26 protein-coding genes and 1 tRNA gene are annotated in these 25,908 nt (G+C 66.1%); 17 read left to right on the forward strand and 10 right to left on the reverse strand.

Going from position 1 to position 25,908, the window contains the following annotated elements; all coding sequences use genetic code 11:
* Nucleotides 1–27: 27 nt before the first annotated feature.
* Both polA and PGN27_RS04140 read right to left on the reverse strand, forming a co-directional pair.
* Nucleotides 28–2,766: a DNA polymerase I gene (gene polA, locus PGN27_RS04135; RefSeq protein ID WP_418888524.1), complete on the reverse strand. Its 2,739-nt coding sequence runs from the start codon at nt 2,764–2,766 to the stop codon at nt 28–30.
* Nucleotides 2,767–2,806: 40 nt separating this feature from the next.
* Nucleotides 2,807–3,688, reverse strand: a complete 882-nt coding sequence (locus PGN27_RS04140; RefSeq protein WP_335324949.1) for a LysR family transcriptional regulator — start codon at nt 3,686–3,688, stop codon at nt 2,807–2,809.
* A gap of 46 nt (nt 3,689–3,734) precedes the next feature.
* On the opposite strand from PGN27_RS04140, the gene PGN27_RS04145 reads away from it, so the two are divergent.
* The 5 genes from PGN27_RS04145 to PGN27_RS04165 are packed head-to-tail and all read left to right on the forward strand — an operon-like array spanning nt 3,735 to nt 7,539.
* Nucleotides 3,735–4,895, forward strand: coding sequence for an FAD-dependent monooxygenase (locus PGN27_RS04145; protein WP_335324950.1), 1,161 nt, complete (start codon nt 3,735–3,737; stop codon nt 4,893–4,895).
* Nucleotides 4,895–5,566: an alpha/beta fold hydrolase gene (locus PGN27_RS04150; RefSeq protein ID WP_335324951.1), complete on the forward strand. Its 672-nt coding sequence runs from the start codon at nt 4,895–4,897 to the stop codon at nt 5,564–5,566. Before PGN27_RS04145 ends, PGN27_RS04150 begins: the two co-directional genes overlap by 1 nt.
* A 50-nt stretch (nt 5,567–5,616) precedes the next feature.
* On the forward strand, nt 5,617–6,057 hold the full coding sequence (locus PGN27_RS04155; protein WP_335324952.1) for a Zn-ribbon domain-containing OB-fold protein: 441 nt from the start codon (nt 5,617–5,619) through the stop codon (nt 6,055–6,057).
* On the forward strand, nt 6,057–7,256 hold the full coding sequence (locus tag PGN27_RS04160; RefSeq protein ID WP_335324953.1) for a lipid-transfer protein: 1,200 nt from the start codon (nt 6,057–6,059) through the stop codon (nt 7,254–7,256). Before PGN27_RS04155 ends, PGN27_RS04160 begins: the two co-directional genes overlap by 1 nt.
* A 55-nt stretch (nt 7,257–7,311) precedes the next feature.
* Nucleotides 7,312–7,539, forward strand: a complete 228-nt coding sequence (locus PGN27_RS04165) for a DUF167 domain-containing protein (protein ID WP_335324954.1) — start codon at nt 7,312–7,314, stop codon at nt 7,537–7,539.
* 11 nt (nt 7,540–7,550) lie between these two features.
* On the opposite strand, the gene PGN27_RS04170 is transcribed toward PGN27_RS04165, so the two are convergent.
* The 6 genes from PGN27_RS04170 to PGN27_RS04195 all read right to left on the reverse strand — a co-directional run bounded on the left by PGN27_RS04170 (nt 7,551) and on the right by PGN27_RS04195 (nt 13,440).
* Complete coding sequence (locus tag PGN27_RS04170; protein ID WP_335324955.1) at nt 7,551–8,300, reverse strand: ABC transporter ATP-binding protein; 750 nt, start codon at nt 8,298–8,300, stop codon at nt 7,551–7,553.
* A complete protein-coding gene (locus tag PGN27_RS04175) occupies nt 8,284–9,135 on the reverse strand; it encodes an ABC transporter ATP-binding protein (protein ID WP_335324956.1) in 852 nt (283 codons plus the stop codon). Before PGN27_RS04175 ends, PGN27_RS04170 begins: the two co-directional genes overlap by 17 nt.
* Complete coding sequence (locus PGN27_RS04180) at nt 9,132–10,286, reverse strand: branched-chain amino acid ABC transporter permease (RefSeq protein ID WP_335324957.1); 1,155 nt, start codon at nt 10,284–10,286, stop codon at nt 9,132–9,134. The genes PGN27_RS04175 and PGN27_RS04180 overlap by 4 nt, the downstream gene beginning before the upstream one ends.
* Complete coding sequence (locus PGN27_RS04185) at nt 10,283–11,293, reverse strand: branched-chain amino acid ABC transporter permease (RefSeq protein WP_335324958.1); 1,011 nt, start codon at nt 11,291–11,293, stop codon at nt 10,283–10,285. Before PGN27_RS04185 ends, PGN27_RS04180 begins: the two co-directional genes overlap by 4 nt.
* 100 nt (nt 11,294–11,393) lie before the next feature.
* Nucleotides 11,394–12,605 (reverse strand): branched-chain amino acid ABC transporter substrate-binding protein, encoded by a 1,212-nt coding sequence (locus PGN27_RS04190; RefSeq protein WP_335324959.1) that lies wholly within the window; start codon nt 12,603–12,605, stop codon nt 11,394–11,396.
* Nucleotides 12,606–12,810: 205 nt separating this feature from the next.
* Nucleotides 12,811–13,440, reverse strand: a complete 630-nt coding sequence (locus PGN27_RS04195) for a two-component system response regulator PdtaR (protein ID WP_418888525.1) — start codon at nt 13,438–13,440, stop codon at nt 12,811–12,813.
* 120 nt (nt 13,441–13,560) lie between these two features.
* Between PGN27_RS04195 and PGN27_RS04200 the strand changes: the two genes are divergently transcribed.
* Nucleotides 13,561–13,637, forward strand: a tRNA-Leu gene (locus PGN27_RS04200).
* A gap of 45 nt (nt 13,638–13,682) precedes the next feature.
* On the opposite strand, the gene PGN27_RS04205 is transcribed toward PGN27_RS04200, so the two are convergent.
* Together PGN27_RS04205 and PGN27_RS04210 are read right to left on the reverse strand one after the other, a co-directional pair.
* A complete protein-coding gene (locus tag PGN27_RS04205) occupies nt 13,683–14,798 on the reverse strand; it encodes a site-specific integrase (RefSeq protein ID WP_335324961.1) in 1,116 nt (371 codons plus the stop codon).
* Nucleotides 14,785–15,462 (reverse strand): helix-turn-helix domain-containing protein, encoded by a 678-nt coding sequence (locus PGN27_RS04210; RefSeq protein ID WP_335324962.1) that lies wholly within the window; start codon nt 15,460–15,462, stop codon nt 14,785–14,787. The genes PGN27_RS04205 and PGN27_RS04210 overlap by 14 nt, the downstream gene beginning before the upstream one ends.
* 472 nt (nt 15,463–15,934) lie before the next feature.
* Here PGN27_RS04210 and PGN27_RS04220 point away from each other — a divergent pair, with 472 nt between their 5' ends.
* From PGN27_RS04220 to PGN27_RS04265, 11 genes are all read left to right on the forward strand, one after another.
* Complete coding sequence (locus tag PGN27_RS04220) at nt 15,935–16,480, forward strand: hypothetical protein (protein WP_335324963.1); 546 nt, start codon at nt 15,935–15,937, stop codon at nt 16,478–16,480.
* A gap of 8 nt (nt 16,481–16,488) precedes the next feature.
* Nucleotides 16,489–17,280 carry a helix-turn-helix domain-containing protein gene (locus PGN27_RS25695; protein WP_418888527.1) on the forward strand — a complete coding sequence of 264 codons (792 nt, stop codon included), beginning with the start codon at nt 16,489–16,491 and terminating at the stop codon, nt 17,278–17,280.
* Nucleotides 17,277–17,480, forward strand: coding sequence for a hypothetical protein (locus tag PGN27_RS04225; RefSeq protein ID WP_335324964.1), 204 nt, complete (start codon nt 17,277–17,279; stop codon nt 17,478–17,480). The genes PGN27_RS25695 and PGN27_RS04225 overlap by 4 nt, the downstream gene beginning before the upstream one ends.
* A gap of 283 nt (nt 17,481–17,763) precedes the next feature.
* Nucleotides 17,764–18,219, forward strand: coding sequence for a hypothetical protein (locus tag PGN27_RS04230; RefSeq protein WP_335324965.1), 456 nt, complete (start codon nt 17,764–17,766; stop codon nt 18,217–18,219).
* A 14-nt stretch (nt 18,220–18,233) separates the two neighbouring features.
* Nucleotides 18,234–18,542 (forward strand): hypothetical protein, encoded by a 309-nt coding sequence (locus PGN27_RS04235; protein ID WP_335324966.1) that lies wholly within the window; start codon nt 18,234–18,236, stop codon nt 18,540–18,542.
* A 230-nt stretch (nt 18,543–18,772) separates the two neighbouring features.
* Nucleotides 18,773–19,078 (forward strand): hypothetical protein, encoded by a 306-nt coding sequence (locus tag PGN27_RS04240; protein WP_335324967.1) that lies wholly within the window; start codon nt 18,773–18,775, stop codon nt 19,076–19,078.
* A gap of 34 nt (nt 19,079–19,112) precedes the next feature.
* Entirely contained in the window at nt 19,113–19,604 is a 492-nt protein-coding gene (locus tag PGN27_RS04245; protein WP_335324968.1) for a hypothetical protein, read from the forward strand.
* Between the two features lie 200 nt (nt 19,605–19,804).
* Nucleotides 19,805–20,209: an HK97 family phage prohead protease gene (locus PGN27_RS04250; RefSeq protein WP_335324969.1), complete on the forward strand. Its 405-nt coding sequence runs from the start codon at nt 19,805–19,807 to the stop codon at nt 20,207–20,209.
* Complete coding sequence (locus PGN27_RS04255) at nt 20,206–20,871, forward strand: HK97 family phage prohead protease (RefSeq protein WP_335324970.1); 666 nt, start codon at nt 20,206–20,208, stop codon at nt 20,869–20,871. The genes PGN27_RS04250 and PGN27_RS04255 overlap by 4 nt, the downstream gene beginning before the upstream one ends.
* 7 nt (nt 20,872–20,878) lie before the next feature.
* On the forward strand, nt 20,879–22,360 hold the full coding sequence (locus PGN27_RS04260) for a phage major capsid protein (protein WP_335324971.1): 1,482 nt from the start codon (nt 20,879–20,881) through the stop codon (nt 22,358–22,360).
* A 100-nt stretch (nt 22,361–22,460) separates the two neighbouring features.
* Complete coding sequence (locus PGN27_RS04265) at nt 22,461–25,904, forward strand: hypothetical protein (RefSeq protein WP_335324972.1); 3,444 nt, start codon at nt 22,461–22,463, stop codon at nt 25,902–25,904.
* Nucleotides 25,905–25,908 lie beyond the last annotated feature (4 nt).

Below are 25,908 nucleotides of genomic sequence, written 5' to 3' on the forward strand. Positions count from 1 at the left end.
CGGCACGGGGCCGCCGCCTGCCCGGCGCTAGTGCGCCGCGGCGTCCCAGCTGCGTCCGAAGCCGACCGAAACCTCCAGTGGCACGTCGAGCGGATAGGCGTTGCCCATGTGTTCGCGCACCAGCTTCTCGAGCGTGTCGCGCTCGCCCTCGGCAACCTCGAACAGCAGCTCGTCGTGGACCTGTAGCAGCATCCGGGATGCCAGTCCGGCGGATTTGATGGCCTGGTCGACGTTGATCATGGCCACCTTGATGATGTCGGCGGCGCTGCCCTGGATCGGGGCGTTCAGCGCGGCCCGCTCGGCCGCCTCGCGGACGTTGCGGTTGCTGCTGTCCAGTTCGGGCAGGTACCGGCGTCGGCCCAGCACCGTCGAGGTGTAACCGTCCTTGCGGGCCTGGTCGACCACATCACGCAGGTAGTCGCGGATGCCGCCGAACCGGTCGAAGTACTGGTCCATCTGCTCTTTGGCCTCTTCGGTGCTGATCTTCAGTTGTGCCGAAAGCCCGTAGGCGCTCAGCCCGTAGGCCAAACCGTAGGACATCGCCTTGACTCGGCGGCGCAGCTCCGGGGTGACCTCGTCGATCGGCACATCGAACGCGCGTGAGGCGACGAACGAGTGCAGGTCCTCACCGGTGTTGAAGGCTTCGATCAGGCCCTCGTCCCGGGACAGGTGCGCCATGATGCGCATCTCGATTTGGCTGTAGTCGGCCGTCATCAGTTCGGCGTAACCGTTGCCCACGACAAACCCGTCGCGGATACGGCGGCCGGCCTCGGTGCGGATCGGGATGTTCTGCAGGTTCGGCTCGGTCGACGAGAGCCGGCCGGTGGCCGCGATGGTCTGGTTGAACGTGGTGTGAATCCGGCCATCCGAGGCCGTCGACGCCAGCAGTCCATCGACGGTGACCTTGAGCCGGGTGGCATCCCGATGGGCCAGCAGGTGCTGCAGGAACGGATGCCCGGTCTTGTCGAAAAGCCCTTGCAGCGCATCGGCATCGGTGGTGTAGCCGGTCTTGGTCTTCTTCGTCTTGGGCATCTCGAGCTCGTCGAACAGCACGACCTGCAGCTGTTTGGGCGATCCCAGGTTGATCTGCTTGCCGATCACCGCGTAGGCCGCCTCGGCCGCGTCGCGGATGTAGTCGGCGAACTCGCTCTGCAGCCCGCGCAGGAAGTCCACGTCGACCGCGATCCCGGTGCTCTCCAGTTCGGCGAGCACCCGCTGCACCGGCAGCTCCATGCGTTCCAGCAGCGAGGAGGAGTCGATACGGGCCAGCTCTTCGTCGAGAGCATCGGCCAGGTCCATCACCGCCGCGGCCCGCAGCAGCAGTGCCTGTACTGCCTGCTCGTCGACGCCCTCATTGTCATCGAGCAGTGAAAGCTGTTGTTGCTCGGGGTTTTCGGCACGCAGCTCACGCTTGAGATAGCGCAGCGACAGATCGTCGAGCGCGAAGCTGCGTTGCCCGGGCCGCACCAGGTACGCCGCCAGCGCGGTATCGGAGGTGACACCGGCCAGCTTCCAGCCACGACCTTCCAGGTCGTGCATGGCGAGCTTGGCCTCGTGCAGTGCCTTCGGCGGGCCCGGGTCGGCCAACCAGGCCGCCAGGGCCGCCTCGTCGTCGGGATGGATCGTGGCGGTGTCGATATAGCGCCCGTCGCCGTCGTTGGCGACAATCGCCAGCGCGGTGGCATCACTGTCGAAGGCCAAATGCGTTCCCACCACGGCAACACCGAACCGGTTGCCCAGGCTGTGCTCGGCCAGCCAGGCCGCCAACTCACCGGGCGCCAATGCCCCGCCGCGCACGTCGAAACCCTGGTCGACCTCGGGGTCCGCGGAAGCCAGCGTGTCGAAGAGCCGATCACGCAGCACCCGGAACTCCAGGTCGTCGAACAACCGGTGGATCTGGTCGCGGTCCCAGGGCAGCATCCGTAGGGTGTCCGGGGTGTGCGGCAGCGGCACGTTTTTGACCAGCTCGGTGAGCTCACGGTTGAGCACCACCGAGGACAGGTTGGCACGCAGCGCATCGCCGACCTTGCCCTTGACCTTGTCCACGTTGTCGACCAGGCCCTGCAGCGAGCCGTGCTCGACGATCCACTTGGTGGCGGTCTTCTCCCCCACGCCCGGGATGCCGGGCAGGTTGTCGCTCGGATCCCCGCGCAGCGCGGCGAAATCCGGGTACTGCGCGGGAGTGAGGCCGTACTTCGCGGCCACCGCTTCCGGGGTGAACCGGGTCAGTTCACTGACACCCTTGACCGGGTACAGGACGGTGACATCATCGCTCACCAACTGCAGTGAGTCCCGGTCGCCGGTGACCACCAGCACCTGGTAACCGGCGTCCTGGGCCTGCGTGGCCAACGTGGCGATGATGTCGTCGGCCTCGAATCCAGGCTCGGCCAGCACCGTGATGCCCAGCGCGCCGAGCACCTCCTTGGTGATGTCGATCTGCCCGCGGAACTCGTCAGGGGTGGCCGAGCGGCCCTCCTTGTACTCGGGGTACTTCTCCTTGCGGAAGGTCTGCCGCGAGACGTCGAAGGCGGCGGCGATATGGCTGGGTTGCTCGTCACGGAGCAGGTTGATCAGCATCGCGGTGAACCCGTAGACCGCATTGGTGGTCAGGCCGCCCTGGGTCTTGAAGTTCTCGGCGGGCAGCGCGTAGAAGGCCCGAAAGGCCAGCGAGTTGCCGTCCAACAACATCAGGGTTGGCTTCTGACCATCGGTCGTCGCGTCGCCGGTCGGTTTTTTGGCGGTGCTCTCGGTCTTCGCGGGGCTCACGCACCCAACTCTAGGCACCCGCTCCGACAGTCTCGCACCGCTACCCGGAGCGGTCCCGGGCTGCGGTCGCTCGATCCCGCAGCAGACGCGCGGCCGGACCGCTCATGTCTCGCCGCCACGCCCACACCAGTCGCCCGCGCAGCGCCGGATCGAGATCCACGGCGTGCAGGCCGGGGCGGTTGCGGGCCATCGACTCGGGCAGGATCGCGACGCCCAGACCGTGCGCGCCCAGGTCGGCGAGTTCGAGCGGACTGGTCGCCTCGAATGCCACATTCGCGGTGATTCCCGCGTCGGCACAAGCATTGTCGAGACGCGTGCGCAATCCCGTCCCCACCGGCAGGGAGATCAGCCGGTGGTCGGACAGCTCAGCCACCGGCAACGTCGCGCGACCGGCCAGCGGATGGTGCGCGGCCACCGCCGCGACGACGGCCTCGTCGGTCACCGTGTGGACATCCAACCCGGGCGGATGCTCGTCGAGGCCCAGGGAGACGATGGCCAGATCGAGCCGCCCGTCGGCGAGCTTGTCCAACAGCGCATCGGAATTGTCGGTTGCCAAGGTGATTTCGACCGCCGGGTACTGCGCGTAGAAGTCCGCGATCAGTCCCGCGATATCCACCGGATGCAGTGTCACCGTGCCGATCGCAACCGCTCCCCGGATCAGGCCGGCGACCTCGTCGACCGCGCGCCGGGCCGCGCGCACGGCGGCCAGTGCCGCGCGCGCGTGCGGGAGCAGTGCGATACCGGCCTGGGTCAGCCGGACATCCCGGCTTGAGCGGATCAGCAGGGTCTGGCCCATCTGGCGCTCCAACCGCCGGATCTGCGCGCTCACCGCCGGTTGCGCCACCCGCTCCCGCTCGGCGGCCCTGGTGAAACTGCGCTCCTCGGCCACCGCGACGAAGTACTCCAGTTGGCGCAGTTCCATAAGCGCTGATTATAGATACCAGAGCAAACATGTATTGGAGTTATTCATGCTTGCCACGCAGGGTGGTGACATGAATATCGATATGGTGATAGCCGGGGCCGGGATCGGCGGCCTGACCGCCGCGTTGGCCCTGCACGCGCGCGGCGTCCGGACCGTCAACCTGGAACGCGTGCGGACGTTGCGCCCACTCGGCGTGGGGATCAATCTGCTCCCCCACGCGGTCCGGGAGCTGGACGAACTCGGGCTGGCCGCCGCGGTACGGAATATCGCGATCGCACCGCATTCGATCGAGTTCTACGCCTCCTCCGGCGAGCTGCTGTTCCGCGAACCGCGCGGGCTGGCCGCCGGGGACAGCCACCCGCAACTGTCGGTTCATCGCGGGATGCTGCAGAAGCTGCTGCTCGATACCGTCACCGAGCGCATCGGCGATGGCGCGGTCCGGCCCGGAACCACAGTCACCGGGTTCGCCCAGAGCGCCGACGGCGTCGAGGTGCGCACCACGAACGGAAACATCTGCGGCGCAGCGCTGATCGGCGCGGACGGAATCAACTCGGCGGTACGCCGCGCCGTTCATCCCGGCGCCGACCCCCTGATGTGGTCGGGTATCACGATGTTTCGCGGGGCCGCCGACATACCGGCATTTCTCGATGGCCAGACCATGGCGATCGTCAAGGGCGATGGCGGAGTCGATCTGGTGGCCTATCCGATCGGCGAGCGGTTGGTGAATTGGGTTCTGCAGGTGCCCACCGGATCTCCGGGCATGCTCGACGTTGACACACAGTGGAATTCGGCGATCGACGTAACGCAGGTGCGCAGGCATGTCGCGAGCTGGCGACTGAATCAGCTGGACCCGGTGGCGCTGATCGAAGCAACCCGGCAGATCTACCAGTACCCCATGGTCGACCGGGAACCGTTGCCGCACTGGGGAACCGGACGGGTGACACTACTCGGAGACGCGGCCCACCCGATGTATCCGGTCGGCGCCAACGGCGGATCCCAGTCCATCGTCGACGCCCGGGTGCTGGCCGACGAGTATGCCGCGAACGGGATCCCCGGGCTGCGCCGCTACGCCGAGCAGCGACTCCGCGAGACCGCCGCGGTGATCGTCGCCAACCGCGATATGCATCGCGCGCTGGGCCACACCACGGCCGATCTTCGCCGCATCACCGCCACATATCGCCACGACACGGCAAGGAGTAACCACTGATGTCCACCTACGTGATGATTCCCGGAATGTGCCACGGCGCCTGGTGTTTCGACGATCTGGCAGCGACACTGCGCGCCGACGGCCACCGTGTGCTGGCGGTGACGCTGACCGGTGTCGCCGAACGAGCCCACCTGTTGCCGGGCGGGGTCAACCTGGACACCCACATCCTCGACGTCGTCGGTGCCATCGATGCGGATGCCTGCGGAGATGACGAACTCGTCCTGGTCGGGCACAGCTATGGCGGGATGGTGATCACCGGCGTCGCCGACCGCATCCCACACCGGGTGGCATCGCTGGTGTTCGTCGACGCGGTGGTCCCCCACGACGGTGAATCCTGCTGGGATCTGGTCAACGAGGAGGAACGTCGGTGGTACGTCGGCGTCGATGCCACCGGTTTCGGGGTCCCACCGATGCCGTTCTTCGACAACCGCGCGACCGCGCACCCGTTGGCCACCGTCCTGCAGCCGCTGCGACTCGACGGTGATCTGAACCGGTTTCGTCGGCGGGTGTTCGTGTACGCGTTGGGCTGGCCTGGTGATTCGCCGTTGCGGCCCTCCTACGAACGGGTGCGCGACGATCCGAGCTGGGTAGTCCACGAACTCGACGGCAAACACAACCTCATGCGCGACAATCCCGACGATCTGCTACGCATCCTGCTGAGCTCGAACTGAGAACTGCAACACGTTTCAGTTTTGGGCTCGATCTGGGTATTCTGACGTCCGTGCCAGCAGCATCGACAGCTCCCGCGGTGGAAGGGTGGTTCGCCACCGATGAGTCCGGGGCCACGCATCTGATCGGCGGTAAGTGCACCGCGTGTGCCACCTATGTCTTCCCACCCCGGGAAAACAACTGCCCCAACCCCGGCTGCGACAGCGACACCCTGGACCTGGTGCCGTTGTCCCGGCGCGGCACCGTATGGAGCTACACCGAAAACCGCTACGCACCACCGCCGCCCTATCCCTGCCCCGACCCGTTCGAACCCTTCGCCGTCGCCGCAGTCGAACTCGCCGACGAAGGCCTCATCGTGCTCGGCAAAGTCGTCGAAGGCACCCTGGCCGCCGACCTGAACGTCGGAATGGAAATGGAACTGACCACCATGACCCTCTACACCGACGACGACGGCACACAACGCACCACCCACGCCTGGAGGATCGCTCGATAATGGCACCGGAACCGGTCTACATCCTCGGCGCAGGCATGCACCCCTGGGGCAAATGGGGACGCGACTTCACCGAATACGGCGTCATCGCCGCCCGCGCCGCCCTCGCCGAAGCCGGCCTGGACTGGCAACACATCCAACTCGTCGCCGGCGCGGACACCATCCGCAACGGCTACCCCGGCTTCGTCGCCGGGGCCACCTTCACCCAAAAACTCGGCTGGAACGGCATCCCCATCACCTCCAGCTACGCCGCCTGCGCCTCCGGATCCCAAGCCCTGCAATCCGCCCGCGCCCACATCCTGGCCGGCCTCTGCGACGTCGCCCTGGTCATCGGCGCCGACACCACCCCCAAAGGCTTCTTCGCCCCCGTCGGCGGCGAACGCAAAAACGACCCCGACTGGCAACGCTTCCACCTCATCGGCGCCACCAACACCGTCTACTTCGCCCTACTCGCCCGACGCCGCATGGACCTCTACGGCGCCACCGTCGAAGACTTCGCAGGCGTCAAGGTCAAAAACGCCCGCCACGGCCTGAACAACCCCAACGCCCGCTACCGCAAAGAAGCCACCGTCGACGACGTCCTGGCCTCCCCGGTCGTCTCCGACCCACTGCGACTGCTCGACATCTGCGCCACCAGCGACGGCGCCGCCGCCCTCATCGTCGCCTCCAAAAAATTCACCGAAAAACACCTCGGCACCACCGCCGGGGTCCCCTCAGTACGCGCGGTCAGCCTGCAATCCCCCCAATACCCCCAACACCTACCCGAACTACCCGACATCGCCACCGACTCCACCGCCGTGGTCCCCGGACCCGACCGCGTCTTCAAAGACCAAATCCTCGACGCCGCCTACACCGAAGCCGGCATCGGCCCCGAGGACCTCTCCCTGGCCGAGGTCTACGACCTGTCCACCGCACTAGAACTCGACTGGTACGAACACCTCGGACTCTGCCCACGCGGCGAAGCCGAACACCTGCTGCGCACCGGAGCCACCACCATCGGCGGCCGCATCCCGGTCAACGCCTCCGGCGGCCTGGCCTCCTTCGGCGAAGCCATCCCCGCCCAAGCCATCGCCCAAATCTGCGAACTCACCTGGCAACTCAAAGGCCAAGCCACCGGCCGCCAAGTCCAAGGCGCCACCGTCGGCATCACCGCCAACCAAGGCCTCTTCGGCCACGGCTCCTCGGTCATCATCGCCATGTAACACCCCACCCCGGGCCCCGACACCACTGCACGCACACTCGCGCGATGATGGTGTGGTGAGCGAAAGCGTCGTCGTGCGTGTCAAACCCGGTAGCCGCAAGGGTCCGCTCGTCGAGGTCGGTGACGACGGGGAGCTGACCGTCTATGTGCCCGAGCGTGCGGTGGACGGAAAGGCCAACGAGGCCGTCACCAAGCTGCTCGCCGCCCATCTGGGGGTACCGCGCAGTCGGCTGGAGCTGGTGTCCGGGGCAACCGCGCGGGTGAAGCGATACCGCATCGCCTGACGTGAAGGCACCTAGGCGACGCCGAGGTAGGCGGCGCGGATGCTGTCGTCGTGCAGCAGGTCGCGGGCGACCCCGGTGCGGGTCACCTCACCGGTCTCCAGGATGTAGGCGCGGTCCGAACGGCTGAGCGCCTGCTGCGCGTTCTGCTCGACCAGCAGCACCGTGGTGCCCTGACTGTTGATCTCGGAGATGATCTTGAAGATCTGCGATATCACCATGGGCGCCAACCCCATCGACGGCTCGTCGAGAAGGAGCACCTTGGGCCGCGCCATCAGCGCCCGGCCGATGGCCAGCATCTGCTGCTCCCCACCGGAGAGCGTGCCACCGACCTGCGTGCGCCGTTCGGCCAGCCGCGGGAACGTCGTCAGCACCCAATCGAGCTTCTCGTCGTGTTCGGCCTTCGAGGGGAATTTGCGCCCGTAGCAACCCATCTCGAGGTTCTCGATGATGGTCATGCCAGGGAACACCCCGCGACCCTCGGGAGCCTGGATGAGTCCGTCGGCAACTCGCTTGTGCGCCTTGACCTTGCTGACGTCCGCACCGTCGAACCAGACAGATCCCGAGGTCAACGAGAGCAGACCCGAGATGGCCCGCATCATGGTGGTCTTGCCCGCGCCGTTGGAGCCCAGTAGGGTCACCAACTCGCCTTCGTGGACGGTGAGCGACACACCGTTGAGGGCTCGGATCCGGCCGTAATGCACGACGATATCGCGCACCTCGAGCAGGACCTTGCGGGTATCGACCTCATGCGAGTTCGTCATCGGGCACTCCCAGGTAGGCGGCGATGACCGCGGGGTCCTCGCGGATTTCGGCGGGCAGGCCGTCGGCGATCTTGCGACCGAACTCCAGCACCACGATGCGGTCGGTCACCCCCATCACCAGCCGCATATCGTGTTCTATCAACAACACGGTGTACCCGTCATCGCGGATCTTGCGGATCAGCTCGATCAGGGCCGACTTCTCGCTGGGGTTGAATCCGGCCGCGGGTTCGTCGAGGCACAGCAGCTTCGGTTCGGTGGCCAGCGCCCTGGCGATCTCCAGGCGACGCTGATCGCCGTAGGGCAGGTTCTTCGCCTTCTCCTCACCGCGATGGGCGATACCGACGAAATGCAGCAGCGCCGCCGAGCGTTCGATGGCCGACTTCTCTTCGCGGCGATGCCGATTGGACCGGAACAGAGCACCGGGGACCGAGGTGTGGTGACGCGCATCGGTGCCCACCATGACGTTCTCCAGCGCCGTCATCTCACCGAACAGCCGGATGTTCTGGAACGTGCGGGCGATGCCGAGGCGGGTGATCTGGTGGCGTTTGACACGCCCGATCGGTGAGCCGTCGAAGGTCACCGAGCCCGAACTGGGCCGGTATACCCCGGTGATGGCGTTGAAGCAGGTGGTCTTTCCCGCACCGTTGGGCCCGATGAGGCCCAGGATCTCACCGCGCTTGATGTTGAACGTCACCGCGTCCAGGGCGGTCAGGCCACCGAACTTGACCGTGAGGTCATCGGTCTGCAGGAGGATGTCACCCCGATCTGCCTGGATCTCACGGTGCACGCCGGCGATCTCGGCGACGTTGTCCTCGAAGTTCTCCGGCCCGCTCATTTGGCCGGCTCCGTGTCGGTCGGGTTGGCGCGTAACAGTTTTCGTGCCGCCTTCCCATACGTCAGCAGGTGCTGACGGGCCGGGAAAAGTCCCTGCGGACGGAAGATCATCAGCACCACCAGCGCCAGTCCGAAGAACAAATACTTGAGGTTTCCCATGTCGATGCCGAGGAAGTGCACGCCGAGCAGTCGGTTCGGCAGGTAGACGATGATGAACGCGCCGAGGATGACACCGAGTTTGTTGCCCTGCCCGCCGAGCACGACGGCACACAGGAACAGCATCGAGTTGATGATGTTGAACGTCGGGGGGGCGACGTATTGAACCTGGCCCGCGTAGAGCGCGCCGGACAGTCCGCCGATGGCCGCACCGATGGTGAACGCCCAGAGCTTGAACTTGAATGCGTTGACGCCCATCACCTCGGCGGCGTCCTCGTCTTCGCGGACCGCGATCCACGCGCGGCCGACGCGGCTGCGCTCCAGGTTCCCGACGAGCAGCAAGATGATGACGACGAGCACCAGGCCCAACCAGAACCACCAGGTCCCGTAGTTGGTGTCGCCGCCGGAGTTCGACACCGAGAACACGCCCTCGGGGTGCTGTTCGGTCTCCAGGAAGTGTGGGAAGGCCACCTCGTTGAGCCCGCGCGGGCCGTTGGTGATGTCGGAGAGGTTGTCGGCGAGCAGCCGGATGATCTCGCCGAAACCGAGGGTGACGATGGCCAGGTAGTCGCCGCGCAGGCGCAGCGTCGGGGTGCCCAGGATCAGTCCGCTCAGCGCGGTGATCGCCATGGCGATGGGCAGGCAGGACACCCAGGCCCACGGCGTGCTGAAGAAACCCGACGCGCTCATCTGGTTCCACGGGCTCTCCGGACTGGTCAGCAGCGCCACCGTGTACGCGCCCACGGCGTAGAAGCCGACGTAACCGAGATCCAGCAGCCCCGCCTGGCCGACCACCACGTTGAGCCCGATGGCAATGATGGCGATCATCGCGAACTGCGCCATCGTGCCACCGAAGCTGATGCCGGGTGTGTCGATGAAACCCGGTGTGAACAGCGGTGAGAGCGCCAACCCCGTGAACAGCACGGCGCCGAATACCCACTTCTGCGGGCGGTTCAGACCGTCCCACCAGTCCATGACCTTCGCCCAGACGCTCATACGCGTGCCTTTCCGAGGCTCTCCCCCAGGATGCCGGTCGGTCTGACCAACAACACCAGCACGAGCAGCACGAAGGCCACCACATCGCGCCACTGGGTACCGAAGACGGCCTGCCCGTAGTTCTCCATCACCCCGAGCAACAGCCCGCCGAGCAGCGCGCCGCGCAGATTACCGATACCGCCGAGCACCGCCGCCGAGAAGGCCTTGATGCCCAGCAGGAATCCGCCGGAGTAGATGATGCCTTGGGGCACCTTCAACGTGTACAGCAAGGCCGCGGCGCCGGCGAGCAGGCCACCGATCAGGAAGGTCGTCATGATGACCCGCTCCCGCGAAACCCCCATCAGGGTGGCGGTATTGGGATCCTGCGCGACGGCGCGCACCCCGCGTCCCAGCTTGGTCCGATTCAGCGCCAGATCGGTGAGCAGCGCCAACACCAGCGCCGCACCGATGATGACGATCGTGGTGTTGGAGATCGCCACCCCGAAGATCTCGAACTGAGTTCTCGGCTGCACCAACACAATCGGCTGTTGGGCATTGGGGCCGCCATAGCCGGGGATCAACGTGGGCAGGATGAACAGCACGAACTGCTGCAGGACGAACGACATGCCGATGGCGGTGATGAGGAAGGTCAGTGCGCGGGCGTTGCGCTTGCGCAGTGGACGGTAGGCGATGAACTCCAACCCCACCGCCGCGCCGCCGGAGACCAGCATGGCGAACAGCATGGCCACGCCCAGGTACAGGATCGTCAGCGCGATGCCCTTGTTGTAGGCATTACCGCTGGGGGTGAAACCCAGGATGACGTCCAGGGCGAAGTAGGCCCCGAACATCCCCAGCATGAAGATCTCGGAATGCGCGAAGTTGATCAGTCGCAGAACGCCGAAGACGAGCGTGTAGCCGACGGCGACCAGCGCATAGATCGCGCCCCACGACAGGCCGTCGACCGTCAACTGCCAGAAGCTGTCGACCAGCGCACCGACGTTGAAATTGATGTTGGCGGCCTGATTCATCCGGGACTGGGCTCCTCAGTGTGTCGTGGGCTCGGGATGGTCCGAGACGAACGAAGCGCGTCCGAGGGCATGCGCTCCCGGACGCGCTTCGCGTCGACGATTACTGGACGTCGTACACCCAGATCAGCGTGGTGGTGAGCTCACCCACCGGCGTCCACTGGTATTCGCGGGCGACACCCTGGCCCTTGTAGTTGCGCACATAGTCCAGCAGGGCCGGCCTGGTGATGGCACCGGAGTCGATGCCCTTGAGCATGATGGTGCCCAGGTCATAACCCTCGGTGCTGTACGTACCGGGCTCCTGCCCGAACTTGTCGGTGTACTCCTGGGCGAAGCTGCCGGTGGCCGGGCCGCACGGGCAGGCCAGCAGCGCGCCCTTGGACGACTCGCCTGCCTGCTTGACGAACTCGTTGTCCTTGCTGCCGTCGGCACTGGCGAAGGTGCCACCGAAGCCGCTGTCACGCAGCTGCTGCACCAGCGGCGCGGCCTCCGCGTAGTACCCTCCGAAGAACACCGAATCCGGTGCCGCACCGTTGATCTGGGTCACCGCGGCCGAGAAGTCCTTATCGCCCTTCTTGACCGAGATGTTGCAGGCCGGATCGGCGACCGGGCCCAGCGTGTCGCGCACCGCGGTGGCCAGGCCCAGGCCGTAGTCGGTGCTGTCGTCGACGACGCAGACCTTCTTGTGGCCCAGCGTGTTCTTCAGGTAGTTGGCCACCGAGGGGCCCTGGACGCCGTCGTTGGCCAGGCCGCGGAAGAAGGTCTTCCAGCCGTTCTCCGAAAGCGTGACGTTGGTGGCCGATGCGGTGACCGCGGCCAGACCCGCCTGGTCGAAGACGCCGCCGGTGGCCTTGGTCTCCCCGGAGAAGGCCGGCCCGATCAGACCGATCGTGTACTGGTCCTCGATGATGCGCGGGGCGATGTTCGACGCCTTCTGCGGATCGCCCTCGGTGTCGAAGGTCTTCAGCTGGACCTGGCAACCGGGGTTGGCGGCGTTGTGCTTGTCGACGGCGAGCTGGACACCGTTGCGGATATTGATGCCCAGCGCAGCGTCCGGACCGTTGAGCGCACCGGCCATCGCGAGCGACACCGGCGGGCAGGTCGCCTTGCCGTCCCCGGCGGGATCGGCTGGGGTTGCGCCGGCTGCGGCCGCGACTTCACCGCCGTTCTCATCGATCTGGACCTTCTCGACGATCTTGAGATTCGTCTGAGCCGCCTCCTCTTCGGGTGTGCTCTGACTGCAGCCGGCAATAGCCAGCGCCATCAGACCCGCCCCGCCGAGCGCAAATGCCTTGCGTGCCACGTGACCGCGCACGTCTCACCTCCGGTTCCCTGTTCTCCGTCAGGCATCTTCGGACCGGCCGGAACAGCCGGATCTGGCGATGCTTCGCCGACGACCTTATCCACTACATCGCCGTATCGCGTGCTGTTCGGCGACGTGTGGCGCGGATCGGCTCGGCGAGAAGCCCAAAGAGCGGGGTCGGAAACGCAGTCTTAACCGATGGTGTCGCGCGGAGGCGTCACTTCTGGGGTTCGGCGGATTCCTCGCCGGGGGCGCCCAGCGTCTCCAGCACCACCTCGGCCACGCGTTTCATGGTGGTTCGCCGATCCATGGCGGCCCGCTGGATCCATTTGAAGGCCTCGGGCTCGGTCATCCCCTGGTTGGCCTGCAACAGCCCCTTGGCGCGTTCGACGAGCTTGCGCGTCTCCAGTCGCTCCGAGAGCGTGGCCACCTCGTTCTCCAGCGCCGAGATCTCACTGAACCGGCTGACGGCCAGTTCGATCGCCGGGATCAGGTCGGTGATGGAGAACGGCTTGACCAGATAGGCCATCGCGCCCGCGTCGCGGGCCCGTTCGACAAGCTCGCGCTGGGAGAAGGCCGTCAGGATGACGATCGGCGCAATCCGTTTGGCGGCGATCTCGGAGGCGGCGTCGATACCGTCGCGACGCGGCATCTTCACATCCATGATCACCAGGTCCGGGGTCAGGCTCTCGGCGAGGTCGACGGCCTCCTGACCGTCGCCGGCCTGGCCCACCACCTCATAACCTTCGTCACGCAGCATCTCGGCGAGGTCCATCCGGATCAACGCTTCGTCTTCGGCGATCAGCACGCGGCGCGCGGCGGAGGCTTCGGTCATGGATGCCATCATGGCTGACATTGTGTCGCGATTGCCGACATCGGGCGACCGCGGGGTGAACAAGGCCCAGCCGGTCCCTGCGGTCAAGGCACCCGCACGCATCCCTTAAGGTGGAAGACCGCAGGAACACTCGCCCTCGTATCCCAACTGGCAGAGGAAACGGATTCAAAACCCGTGCAGTGTGAGTTCGAATCTCACCGAGGGCACCAAGCAGTAATCGGCATCGCCGCTGGTACAGGTTGTTTACCGGCGGGTCAACCCGCTGGATTCGCGGCTTTTGCCCACAATTTGCCCACACTCGCATCAAGGCGGTCGGCCACGCCAGCGAGGTCGTCATCGAACAAATCGGCGTAAACGTCCAGCGTCATCGCCGCTGACGCGTGCCCCAGCATCCGCTGAACCACCTTCACGTTGGCGCCCGACGAGATCGCCAACGACGCCGCGGTGTGTCGCAGTGCGTGCGCTGTGACCCTCGGGAACTCGGGGTCGGCGGCCTGGCAGCGGCCGACAGCACCAGCAAGCCAGGAACGCACCGATGACGGCGGGCCGAGGTATCCGCCGTCGCGTGCCGGCCAGATCAGCTCGTCACGCGCCTTGCCTGCGCACGTCACCGCCAGCTCGTCGACGACGAAACCGGACAGCGCCACCGTGCGGTGATGCCCGGACTTCAGCGTGCCCACATGTGTCTTGCCGCCGACCGCGACAGCGTTCTGGTGCAGCACGATCCGCCGGCGCAGGAAGTCGATATCACCCACGGTGAGCGCAGCGGCCTCACCCCATCGGAGGCCAGCGGTACCCAAGAGGAGGATCAGTGATCCGTAGCGGCCGGACTCCGTCGCTAGCCGGTGCAGCTGCTCGACGTTCAGGTACAGGTTTCGGCGCTTGCCGCGTGCTGGGAGCTTCACACCGCGGGCCGGGTTGGCGGCCAGAATGCGATCGCGGACCGCGTCGTCGAGGATCCGCGCGAGCACCGAGTAGACGGTGGCCACCATCGACGGGCTCAGCTTCTCGGTCAGCTCGGTGACCCACGCCTGCACGTCGGTGTAGCGGATGTCCGATACCCGCGCCTGGCGCCACCGCGGCTCGACGTGGACGCGCCACGCTGACTCGTAGGAGCGGTAGCCGCTGGGCTTCATGTGGCCTTGCTGCCGCTGCATCCAGGACGGGCCCAGCTCCCCTATCGTGACGCGGCCGAGGGTCGGTGCGATGTATTCGCCGCGCCGCTTGGACACCTCAACCTCGGCCGCGAAGGCCTCCGCGTCGCGCTTTGTCTTGAAGCCGCGCCTATCCGTCTGACGTCGGTCGGGGGTTCGATACCTGACCCGCCATCTCCGACCTGACTTGGTTTCGTAGGGTTCAACCCTTGCCATTTTCTAGCTCCCCACGCAGTTCTTCGCGAAGCCGGCGCGATACGCGCCCCCTCTTCTGCTGATTAGCATCCGAACCAGCCTGCTGGTCGCGCTCTTCACTAAAGGTGTTGCCCCACAGCCTAAATGACGCCAGAGACAGTTGTTGAAGATCCACGCCGAGCTGCTTAGCTAGTCGCCGCTCGGCGACTCCGCTTCGATGCAACAAGTCCGTCAGATCCCGCATTGTTACACCCATTCGAGATTCGAATTCGACCAGCGCCTGAGACCGCCCCTCCCCCACACCCGAGCTACCCGAATCAGATTCCCTTGCAGCACTTTCCGAGTCAACAAAGCTCATGACGCCGCGTTCAAGGAACTCCGCTAGGTCGAGCCCCGTCATCCGCAGCGAGTCATTGAGCTCTATGACCCCTTGATGCAAAACCAGGTCAGAGATGGTGACCACCGAACCGGTCGCATGCTGGAGGGCCATCGCCAACACGAGCAGAGTTACGAAACCCGGCGATGATCTAGCGGCCTCAAAATCGCCGACAGACGAGGCCGTCCAGCGCAGACCGAGCCGGCGAGCGGATCGCGCCAGCTCATCCTGAGTAAGTCCGGAATCCTGTCGAATCGCCTTGCAGTTGCGACCGATCACTTCGGCAAGAGTCAACGTTTCTTCCACCACATAACGGACGATATCTGAGTTTCACGTGACTTGACTCCGGATAGCGAATGATGCATCCTCGTCACACGTCACTGATAATCACGTATCACGAGAGGATTGCTTGTCTTGACCGCTCCCAAGCGACCGCCCGATATCGACACCGCCCTACCGAAAGAGGTTGCCGACGCGTTGAAAACGACAGAACAGCGACTTGCCACGATGCGCTATCGAGGTACTGGGCCTAAATTCTGCAAGGTCGGCAGGCGGGTCCTGTACCGCTGGTCAGATGTCCGCGATTTCCTCGAAGCCAACACCGTCACTCGAACCGACGGGCCACGGGGCGCCGCCTGATGTGGCCTCAGGAGCATCACGCCGATTTGGGTCTGGTTGACGATGACCGCACCCCTGACATGCGAACGACCCCCGCGGTTCCCGGTGTTGACGCACCGGGCGAGGGCCGTAGCGACCAATCCACCCGTGAGAACAGAAAGGCATGACCATCATGACACACCCCGAAAATGACGCCGTGTCTTGGCGCGATCTCGCTGATCGGCTTACCGAAACGCAGGTATTGGAGCTTGAGTGCTTCGAGAAGCAGGCCGGCGACACCAGCGCGGACGCCGCGCAACGCGAGTGGCTCATTGGGGAGGCGCGAGACTACATCACCGAGAACGCGGTGATTGCCGAGCTGACTGCCCGTATCCAACCGCCCCGTGGTGCCAGCGCCATTTTCAGTTGGGACAGCGTCGATAAGGCATCCGGCCTCCGATACCGAGTGATCCAGTGGGCCGCACGTGAACTGGGCTATTGCAGCGTTGATATCGACGGATATCAAGACGAGACGGGCGCTGTCGATGGTCCGCACCTTTCCGTGTACGGGCTTGACGGCACACAGATCAGTACACCCGACGCCGTCAAGTTGGCCGAAACGCTCATCGAGGCAGCCGCTGAACTGGAGCGGCTAAAACAGGCCGAATCGGCCGCGGTTTCCGGCGGCCTCAGCCTGGACGGGGCAGAGAAGAGCATCCCGCGCCAATGAGCCGAGGAATGCCTGCCGTGGGTGTCGGAGAACAGACGTCGGTACCTCTCGACGATGCCGCGGCTTTCAACCCGCGAGAGTTCCGGAGAAGCCTTCGGAACATCGGTCTGACCCCCGGCCAGTTCCGCGTAGCGGTGGAATTGTGCGAGTTCGCCGGGCCGGATAAGCCCGAGGTTTGGCCTTCGATACCGACTATCGCCGAGAACTGCGAGATGACCCAAAAAGGTGTTCAGGTCGCGTTGAAAGCGCTCACAAAAAGAGGCTTGATCGTGTGTATTCACGCGAGCAAGGGTGGTCGCGGGCAAACAAATCGGTGGCGACTCATGGTGCCACAAACCCCGAACGCGGGTTCGGGGTTTGTGGACCAAAAACCCCGAACCCCAGTTCGGGGTTTGGCATCAGAAACCCCGAACACAGAAGCTCCTAAACCCCGAACACAGAGTCCCGAAACCCCGAACGGGGGTTCGGGGGAAGTAGTTAGAAGAAGTGAATTAGAAGAAGACCGCGCGCGGCGCCCGTCACCAGAGCTCGACAACCCAGCCGCATACGGACTGCGCCCGAGGCCCCAACAAGCCCCTCCCTGCAAACGATGCAAGAAGATCCGAGGCGAGGGATGGTGCTCGGATTGCAAGTCACACCGAGAAGCCTGTCAGCGAGATAGGGCCGCGGCCGGTGCCGCCAGATCGGCCGCGATCGCGGCCTGCACGCTGTGCAACGAATACGGGGAACTTCTCGGCCCAGACGGTCGCACCCCCGTGGATCCGATCGTCCAGCACCACAATGCTGCGAGGTCGGCATGAAGCGTCACCCACGATCCGACCTCCAGCTGCCGCTGTTCTGGCTCTGCGACTTCTGTGGCTGGCCGATCATCGAAGGGCGGGGGCACCTGCACTGCCGGGTGGCGTCTCGGCGCTGGCTTCGCAGCGACAACTACGAGAGCTGGGCTCGGCAACCGGCACGTGACCCCAGCGTGGCGCTGTCCATCGAGGATGTCGGATGACGACCAATCGCGGCGCTAGGCAGGGCCGACGCCCGGTACCGTCGCGCAAAATATGCGAGCGTGCCTACGCCGGCGCTCTCGGTGAACCCTGCGGGCAGTGCAAGGCAGCTGCTGGTGAGTACTGCACCCGCACCGACGATTACGGCGGGGTTCACGTTCGCCGGATCCCGTGCTTGCACCGGATTCAGCCGTCGCTGGTCGCCATTGACGATCAGGGGCCTGTGCCCGCCGTGGACTTCGCCGAACCCCGCCACGCACGCAACGACGATCAAGGGACCTGACCATGAGCACGAACCGAACCCCGCTCGATGACCTGCGCTACCTGGCCGCCATCAGTGCAGATCTCCTCGACTACGCGATCGATCGGCTCGGCCTGATCGACATGCCGCCAGCCGCTGAGGATATGCAAACGATGCTTGAGCTGGTCCAAGGGAGGATCCGGGAGTCGCTGGCAGCGCACGCCGATGACGCGCACCTTCCACCGTCGGCGCAGCGATACTCCGACGGCCGCGCCGTTCAGACAGTCGTCGATCGCATCGAGGACCACGGCATTCGACACACCCACATCTGGCACCCCGACGTCACCCACGAGACGAATCAGCCTCACCGCGAACAGTTCACCAGCGGCGGCGGGCACCATGTCCGGGTCGTCGGCGGCCCAGGGGTGTTCGATGTGCTCACGCTCGATGAGCTCAGCGCGCGGCGCCTGACCTCCAGCGAGGGTCCACAGCGGACGTGAGTCGAATCGTCTCTGTGGACCGCTACGAGTGGCTGGAACGCGTTCTCGGGCACTGTGACCTGACCGCGACTCAAAAACTCGTCCTGATCGCGCTGTGGGCCTGCACGGACGATCTGGGTGCGAACGCGAGACCTGGAACGCAGGCGTTGGCCCGATTGTGCCGAGTCGGCAGCCGCGCGGTGGACGGCGCGCTGGCCGCTGGCCGGCGACTGGAGCTGCTCGAACAGACCTCCAGAGCGAACCCTCGGCGGCGACAGATGGCGGAATACCGTCTGACACTTCCCATCCCACCGTCATCTGTACCGCGTTACAGCTGGTACTGAACCAGAACAGGAGTGCAGGTAGACACCGGTCAACCCGAGCCGATGTGCAGACAGAACGCCTCAACCCGAACCCCCATGCAGGCAGAAGAGGGCAGACCCGAAAGATGGCACGCACCAAAGAACCACCACCGCACGGGCACTCCAGGTATCAACAGCCCTGGAACTGCCGATGCGACCTGTGTAGGTCAGACGTAGCCGCAGCCGCCCGGGAACGGAGGAAACGGCGCCGCATGAATCCGACACCGCGGAAGCCGATGCGCACGATGCCTGTCGAGAAACTGAACGACCCGGTGCTCGCCGCACTGATATCTGCCACCCGGACACCAGCTCTGCCCGGAGCCCGATGCCGTGGCCGCGCCCACCTATTCGACGAACGACACCCCGACGAGAACACCGAGGTCGCCCGCCAGCGCCAGACGCAAGCTCTGGGCCTGTGCAGTCGGTGCCCCGCACTCGACGCCTGCCGCGTGTGGCTGAACTCCCTACCCGCCAGCCAGCAGCCCAGCGGCGTCGTCGCAGGCCTACTGCGCGATTAAGCAGCACCAAATCCCCCCCACGAAGGAGCCCCGCATGCCGCACGACCCGCGAGCGCTGAACACCATCGACTACCAGCGTGCCGCCGCGCTGATCGGCCACGAGGCCAACGGCTCGGCCGCCGGCATGCAGTTCGTCGTCGACCAGGCAGCCGGCGAGCGCCGCACCGCGCAGCTGCTCCTGGCCACCATCGACTGCTACCGCATCGTCACTGACGAGCTGCGCACCCCGGGCGCGCTCATGGCGGTGTGGCAGCTGATCGAGCAGGAGACACGCCGCCGTCCCGACAACGGTGACGCCCGCCGCGCGGCCACGGCTATCGTGGCGCGCCGCGACACCGACACCGACGCATTCAATGCCGTCCTGTTGGAGGCCAACGAAGTCGGCCGGCCCTTCGAACTGCTGGCGTCTGTGGTGGGCATCTATTCGGCGATCCTGCCCGAGCTGGCCACGCCGCACGCGACAGCGCACCTGGCGCAGTGGACGGCCCGAATCATCGGTCGCGGCGACACCGCCGCCGGCGCGTGATTGAACATGCTCCGCAGGATCGGCTATCGTTGTGACAGCTCGGTATCCGCAGCACGCCAGGCCCCGCAGAAACGGCCCACCTGGACAGCTCCCGGTCACCATGCACCCGTCAGCGCGTATCCGCCTGTTCACGGTCTGGTGATCCTTTGAGCGAAACACTCACGTATTCAGCTGTTCTCACAGTCGGCGAAGGCCGCACCGTGAGCGGTCTCCTCGTCTCCTACGGAGACACCGCCACCCGCGGTTGCTTTGCCCGCACGATCGCTGAGCGGGCGGCCAAGGTTCGGCTACTGGCCGACCTCGGCAAGGCCCGTCCCGTCGTGCTCGGTGAAGGCGCCCAGCTGCGGGAGACTGACGAAGGCCTGCATGCGACGTTCGCTGTGCCCGAGGAGCTTTCCGCGGCCCTCGACATGGCCACCGACTGGCCGGTCACGGTCCGCACCCAACGCGTCGGCGCCAGCGAGTTCAAGCTGATCGATGTGCGCCTGGGGCTCCCCGGTCAGTCGCCGGCCCGCTCGCAACCAGCCGCGAGCACTACCGAACGCCGGATCTCCGCTGATACCGCCCGCCGCCGGTTGGCCCTGTTAGACCTGGAGCGCGCATGAGAACCTTGGTGCGCGACAACCTTTGTCGGTCGCTGCCGTTCACCGCGGTCCGCGACGGGGCCGCCGACACCGACGCCGACGATGGCCGCAACTTCCAGGGCTTTGGGGCCATGTTCAACACCCCGACCCGGATCGATTCCTGGGGAGAGGGCAGATTCGACGAGCAGATCGCGCCCGGCGCGTTCCGCAAGTCGCTGCGCGAGGTGGCCCCGAAATTCCAGTTCGACCACGGCCGGCACCCACTGTTCGGCTCACTGCCCTGCGGGGTGATCACCGACATTCACGAAGACGAACGCGGCCTGTACGTCGCAGCGCGGATGGCCGCGGCCACGCTGTGGGAATCGCTGCGCGAGGCCATCGCCTCCGGTGCCGTCGACGGCATGAGTTTCCGGTTCTCCGTGATCCGGGAGGAGTGGCGCGACACCCGCGGCAAGCTCGTCCAGCCCGAAGACGTCAAGCGGATCCTGTTCTACGGCGAACAGCCCGAACGCGCACCCCTGCTACGCACCCTCAAAGAGGTCCGCGTGACTGAAGTCGGCCCGGTCGTCTGGCCGGCCTACAGCAGCACCAGCGCCACGCTGCGCACACACCAATCCGGCAGCACCATCACCAGCTCCACGGCCCGACGCCGCCTCAAACTGCTCTCCCTGGAAAGGAACTGACTCCACCATGACCATCCGCCTCGAGACCCGCCCCGACGCTCTGGAACGACAGATCGCCGACGCCCGCAAGGAAGCCCGCACGCTGCTCGACCGCGCCGGCGGTGCCGACCTCACCGGCGCCGAGGCCGAACGCTTCGACGAACTCACCGAGCTCATCGAGGCTGGAAACCGTCAACTGGAGGGCATCGATCGCAACTTCGCCGCCATCCGCGACGCTGCGAGCGACCTGCGCTTCTTCCCCGGCAGCACCGGCGGCGGGGACAGCACCCGAGACGACGGTGACCAGCGTGGCCGAGCAGGTGGTGCACGCCGCCGACACCGCGACCCCTGGGACACCAGCCACCTGACGCGCATGGGTGTGTTCGGCCGCGACGAGGAATCGATCGGCAAGGAGCTGCACGAACGTGCCCTCGACGCTGTCGAGGACATGCCCCAGGCCACCGACAAGGTCCGGGAAGCGGCAACCCGGTTCATCGAGCGCGACGACCCCGACCTCGGCAGTCCGACAGCACAGCTGGTGCTGGCCACCACCAGCCCGCAGTACATGCGGTCGTTCATCAAGATCATCCGCGCCAAGGGCAACATGGCAGCGCTGCGTGCCGAAGACCAGGAGATGCTGGCCCGCGCGATGTCGCTGGTCGACCTCAATGGCGGCTTCGCCGTGCCGTTCCAGCTCGACCCGTCGGTCATCCTGACCGCCGACGGTTCGGTGAATCAGGTCCGTGAGATCGCTCGCGTGGTCCAAGCCACAGGCGACGTCTGGCATGGCCTCTCCTCCACTGGGGTGTTCGGCTCGTGGGACGGTGAAGGCGAAGAGGTCTCCGACGATTCCCCGACGCTGGAACAGCCCGCGATCCCGGTGCACAAGTACCAGGCGTTCGTGCCGCTTTCGCATGAGCTGCAGATGGACGCCCCCGGGCTGGCCGACGACATCGCCCGAATGCTGGCCGACGACAAGGACACCAAGGAATCCATCGCGCACGTCACCGGGACAGGCGTGGGCCAGCCGACCGGCATCATCACCGCGCTGGCCGGAACCGCCTCGGTGAGGCCGGCCATCACGGCCGACACCCTGTCCGCTAAGGATGTGTACGACCTCGATAGCGCGCTGCCGCAGCGCTATGCCGCCAACGGTTCCTGGCTGGCGCACCGCAAGACCTACAACGCCTTGCGCCAGTTCGATCAGGGCGGCGGCAACGCACTGTGGGGCCAGCTCGCCGACGGCCGCAAGTCCGAGCTGCTCGGCCGACCCAACTACATCGCCGAAGCGATGAAGAGCACCATCGCCGCCGGCCAGACCAACCACATGTTGGTGTTCGGAAACTTCCGCAACTACGTCATCGCGGATCGTTTGGGCGCCACCATGTCCTACATCCCCCACCTGTTCGGCCCCAACGGGCGACCCAACGGCAAGGCCGGCTGGCACGCCTGGTTCCGCAGCGGCGCGGACAGCGTGAACGACGCAGCCTTCCGCGTCCTGGACTGCTAACGGCCGCAACGGGTGTCACGGTGGGGGTGCGTCTGGCGCACCCCCACCGACAGGGCACCGAGTGACTTGTCAGCCATCGAGCCGATAGAAGGTAGCGATCTTGGCGATCCATGTGGACGTCTTCACCCGGCTCAACGAGCGGCGGGTGCGCCAGGACGCCAGGGCCCTTGTCGATGAGTTCGATAGCGCGGGCGAGCGTGCCGGTAAGAACTTCGGGGAGAACCTTTCCGCGGGCATCGAACGCTCCGGCCCGCGAGTCGAACGATCGGCAGCCCGGATGGAGAAGGCCACCGACAAGGTGGCCGACTCGATGGGCCGGGTCAATGTCGAGATGGCGAAATATGCGGAGCTGCAGAAGAAATCGACCGCGACTGACCGACAGAAGATCCAGCAGTCGGAAGCCCTGGCTCGGGCCCAGCGGGCGCACGCCGCCGCGGTGCGCGATGCAACCCGTGCCATGATGCGTTCCAACGAGGAATCTGACCGCACCGTCTCACGCATGGCCACCCTCAACACCAGCCTGAGCTTGATGGGCAAGGGTAGCGGTGCGCTGGCCATCGGTGCGCTGGCCCCCACGCTCGCCGTCGCAGCTGGTGCCGCGGCCACCGCCGCCGGTGCAATAGCGCTGCTGCCCGGTGCGATCGGCGGGGCTGTCGCCGCGTTCGGGGCCCTCAAGATCGCCACCCTCGGGTTCGGCGACGCGATGAGCAACCTGCGCGACCCGGAGAAGTTCGCCGAGTCACTGCAGTCGCTGTCCCCGAATGCCCAGCAAGCAGCGCTGTCGATCCGATCGTTGATGCCCGCCTTCGACTCGCTGAAGAACACGACTCAGGACGCCCTGTTCGATGGGATATCGGGCCAAATCCAGTCACTGTCAACATCATTGATGCCGACCGTGCAGCGTGTCACCGTCGGCGTCGCGGGTGCGTTCAATGAGATTTTCATGGGCGTCACCAGTCAGCTGATGTCCCCGGATACCTTCGCTTCGCTGGACAACCTCGCCGATAACGTGGTGAGCGCGTTCGACAAGCTGGCACCGGCCGCGGCCCCTTTCACCGCAGCCATGACCGACATCATGAGCGTCGGCTCGGAGTTCCTGCCCGGCATGGCCGACGCGGTCAGCGCCGCCGCGCAGAAGTTCGCCGCGTTCATCAGCGAAGGGATGCGCACCGGCGAGCTGAAACAACACATGGCTGACGCGTTGGCCGTGGCCAAGGAGATCGGCAGAGCCATCATCGCGGTGGGCAACGCATTCGTCTCCCTGGGGCCGGCCGCCCGTGAGGTGCTGCCCGTCCTGGTCGACGGTCTGGACTCCGTGTCGAAGCTGCTGCGCGAACACCCCAACCTGATCTGGGGCGTGGTCGGCGCGTTCACAGCATGGAAGACCATCCAGGGCGTCGCCGCACTGACCTCGTCACTACAGACCATCAGCACCCTGCTCAGCACCGGCCTGCCCGCCGCCGCCGGCAAGGGCGCTGGCGGGATCACCGCCGCACTGGCCAAGATCAAGATGCCGCCCTGGCTGCTGACGATCGGCAAATGGGCTCCGCTGGCCGGTGTGGGCCTGAACTCCGACGTCCGCACCCCTGGCGAGGTCGGGCTGCCCGCAGTCCAATATGACGACCAGGGGCGCCCCTACCTGCCCGGCACTGCGTATGACCCAGGCCTCAACCGCACCGGCGGCAGCTTCGGACCCGGCGCCGACCAGTTCCAACCCCACCCCGGGCGTGCACCCTTCGGGACTGGCCTGACCAACGGACGCCCGCACAACGCCCCCGAGACACCGCTGTTCGACGTGCCAGTACCCACGGGCACCAACAGCGGCCCGCGACTGCCCGACGCGCCCGTGCTGCCCTACACAGCCAATCGCAGCACCGCGCCCACCGCGGCGCTGTTCTCCGCCGAGAACGCCGTCTACGACGCCCGCCACGACCTCGAGGAGAAGCGCGCCCGACTCACCCAGCTCCAGTCCACCAACACCGCGACAGACAGCGACATCCAGGACGCCCGCAACGACGTGGCCAAGGCAGAAGAAGACGAGCACGAAGCTCAGCTGCGATTGAACGAAGCACGACTGTCGGCCACCCGCGCGGGAATCAACCAGCTCAACTCCGCTGCCAACCAGCTGGGCGATATCGGCGCGAAACTGGACCAGGACTTCGGCCTGTCGCGTGGTCTGCCTGGGCTTGCGGAGAACCTGATCAAGTTCGTCGCCAATCTTGCTGCCGCTGGCCCGATGGCACAGCTCGGCGCCATCGCGGCCGCCTCCCCGTCCCAGGGTGGCTACGGCGCAATGGGGGTCCTCGGTGCCCAGGGCGCGTTCGGCGATCGATTCACCGGCATCGACCCCCAGCGCATGTACGGCGGATACGGGCCGTCGGGGATCGGCCCGGCCGCGCTCGGCGGCGGCATGGGATACGGGGCCTACCCCGGGGACGCCGCGCTGCTGGCCAACGTGCCGTCCGGCCGCTACACCCAGGAAGAACGCGGCGATCTCACCCAGGGTCTGGCCGACTGCTCCAGCGCCGTCGAAGACCTCGTCAACATGCTGGACGGGCGGCCCACCGGTGGGGCGTCGATGACGACGCACAACGCTCACGAGTGGCTGCAGTCCCGCGGGTTCCGGCCCGGTATGGGCGGACCGGGTGACATGCGTGTCGGGTTCAACCCCGACCACATGCAGGCAACACTGCCCGGCGGAACGCCCTTCAACTGGGGGTCGAAGGAGGCAGCGGCCCGCGGTGGTGTCGGCGGTACCGGTGCATACGACCCGTCGTTCACGTCGCACTACTACCGGCCGGCCACCGGCGGCGTGCCGTCACTGACTACCAGCCCGTCGTTGGCGCCGAGCCCGTCACTGTCCACCAGCGGTGTGCCGTCCTCGGCCGCGCTCAACAGCGACCCCTCGCTGACCAACCCCGCCCTCACCCCGGCGGTCCTGCCGCCACTCGGGTCGGTGCCCAGCAGCGGCGGCCCATTCAGCACCGGAATGCCGCAGGCTGCGTTCTTCGGCGGCCCGGGAGGCCCTGGCGCGGGTGCCACACCGATCGGTGGGCTCGCCCCGCCCGGGGGCTCCGGCGGTGGCGGCGCGGTCGGACTCACCGGCGGCGGCGCGATCGGTCTCGGCATGCAGGCCGGCGGTATGGCCCTCGACGTCATGGCGCCAGGCGCCGGACAGGCTGCGCAAACCGCAATCAAGCTCGGCTCTCGCGCCATCGAGTTCGGATCCCAAGCCGGCAGCATCGGTGTCAGCGGCGTCATGGAAACCCTGCTGCCCACCGGCGGATCGGAGCTGGCCAACAACAACTGGGCCACCAAGCTCCTCGGCGGGCTAGCAGGCATGGGCCCAGCACTGCCGAACACCGCCGGCGGGAAGTCCGCCGGCCAGCTGGGCGGCCAACCCGCGCAAAGCGACCAGAACGCACCGAACGAGACGAACAACAACTACGACGTCAAAATCGACGCTGCCGCAAGGGATTCCGGAGGACTCATGCGCGACTTCGAGTACCACACCACCGCGGCCGCAGCCGCCCCCGGAATGTAAGGCA

The organism is Mycolicibacterium neoaurum (genome assembly GCF_036946495.1).
GTDB lineage: Bacteria > Actinomycetota > Actinomycetes > Mycobacteriales > Mycobacteriaceae > Mycobacterium > Mycobacterium neoaurum_B.

What these genes read in the sequence shown, in the direction of transcription:
- PGN27_RS04180 (WP_335324957.1), bottom strand. Translation starts at nt 10,286, where the DNA reads ATGAGCGTCTGGGCGAAGGTCATGGACTGGTGGGACGGTCTGAACCGC.
- PGN27_RS04145 (WP_335324950.1), top strand. Translation starts at nt 3,735, where the DNA reads ATGCTTGCCACGCAGGGTGGTGACATGAATATCGATATGGTGATAGCC.
- PGN27_RS04205 (WP_335324961.1), bottom strand. Translation starts at nt 14,798, where the DNA reads ATGGCAAGGGTTGAACCCTACGAAACCAAGTCAGGTCGGAGATGGCGG.
- PGN27_RS04255 (WP_335324970.1), top strand. Translation starts at nt 20,206, where the DNA reads ATGAGAACCTTGGTGCGCGACAACCTTTGTCGGTCGCTGCCGTTCACC.
- PGN27_RS04140 (WP_335324949.1), bottom strand. Translation starts at nt 3,688, where the DNA reads ATGGAACTGCGCCAACTGGAGTACTTCGTCGCGGTGGCCGAGGAGCGC.
- PGN27_RS04170 (WP_335324955.1), bottom strand. Translation starts at nt 8,300, where the DNA reads ATGACGAACTCGCATGAGGTCGATACCCGCAAGGTCCTGCTCGAGGTG.
- PGN27_RS04225 (WP_335324964.1), top strand. Translation starts at nt 17,277, where the DNA reads ATGAAGCGTCACCCACGATCCGACCTCCAGCTGCCGCTGTTCTGGCTC.
- PGN27_RS04260 (WP_335324971.1), top strand. Translation starts at nt 20,879, where the DNA reads ATGACCATCCGCCTCGAGACCCGCCCCGACGCTCTGGAACGACAGATC.
- PGN27_RS25695 (WP_418888527.1), top strand. Translation starts at nt 16,489, where the DNA reads ATGCCTGCCGTGGGTGTCGGAGAACAGACGTCGGTACCTCTCGACGAT.
- PGN27_RS04175 (WP_335324956.1), bottom strand. Translation starts at nt 9,135, where the DNA reads ATGAGCGGGCCGGAGAACTTCGAGGACAACGTCGCCGAGATCGCCGGC.
- PGN27_RS04245 (WP_335324968.1), top strand. Translation starts at nt 19,113, where the DNA reads ATGCCGCACGACCCGCGAGCGCTGAACACCATCGACTACCAGCGTGCC.
- PGN27_RS04160 (WP_335324953.1), top strand. Translation starts at nt 6,057, where the DNA reads ATGGCACCGGAACCGGTCTACATCCTCGGCGCAGGCATGCACCCCTGG.
- PGN27_RS04230 (WP_335324965.1), top strand. Translation starts at nt 17,764, where the DNA reads ATGAGCACGAACCGAACCCCGCTCGATGACCTGCGCTACCTGGCCGCC.
- PGN27_RS04240 (WP_335324967.1), top strand. Translation starts at nt 18,773, where the DNA reads ATGAATCCGACACCGCGGAAGCCGATGCGCACGATGCCTGTCGAGAAA.
- PGN27_RS04185 (WP_335324958.1), bottom strand. Translation starts at nt 11,293, where the DNA reads ATGAATCAGGCCGCCAACATCAATTTCAACGTCGGTGCGCTGGTCGAC.
- PGN27_RS04220 (WP_335324963.1), top strand. Translation starts at nt 15,935, where the DNA reads ATGACCATCATGACACACCCCGAAAATGACGCCGTGTCTTGGCGCGAT.
- PGN27_RS04195 (WP_418888525.1), bottom strand. Translation starts at nt 13,440, where the DNA reads ATGATGGCATCCATGACCGAAGCCTCCGCCGCGCGCCGCGTGCTGATC.
- PGN27_RS04150 (WP_335324951.1), top strand. Translation starts at nt 4,895, where the DNA reads ATGTCCACCTACGTGATGATTCCCGGAATGTGCCACGGCGCCTGGTGT.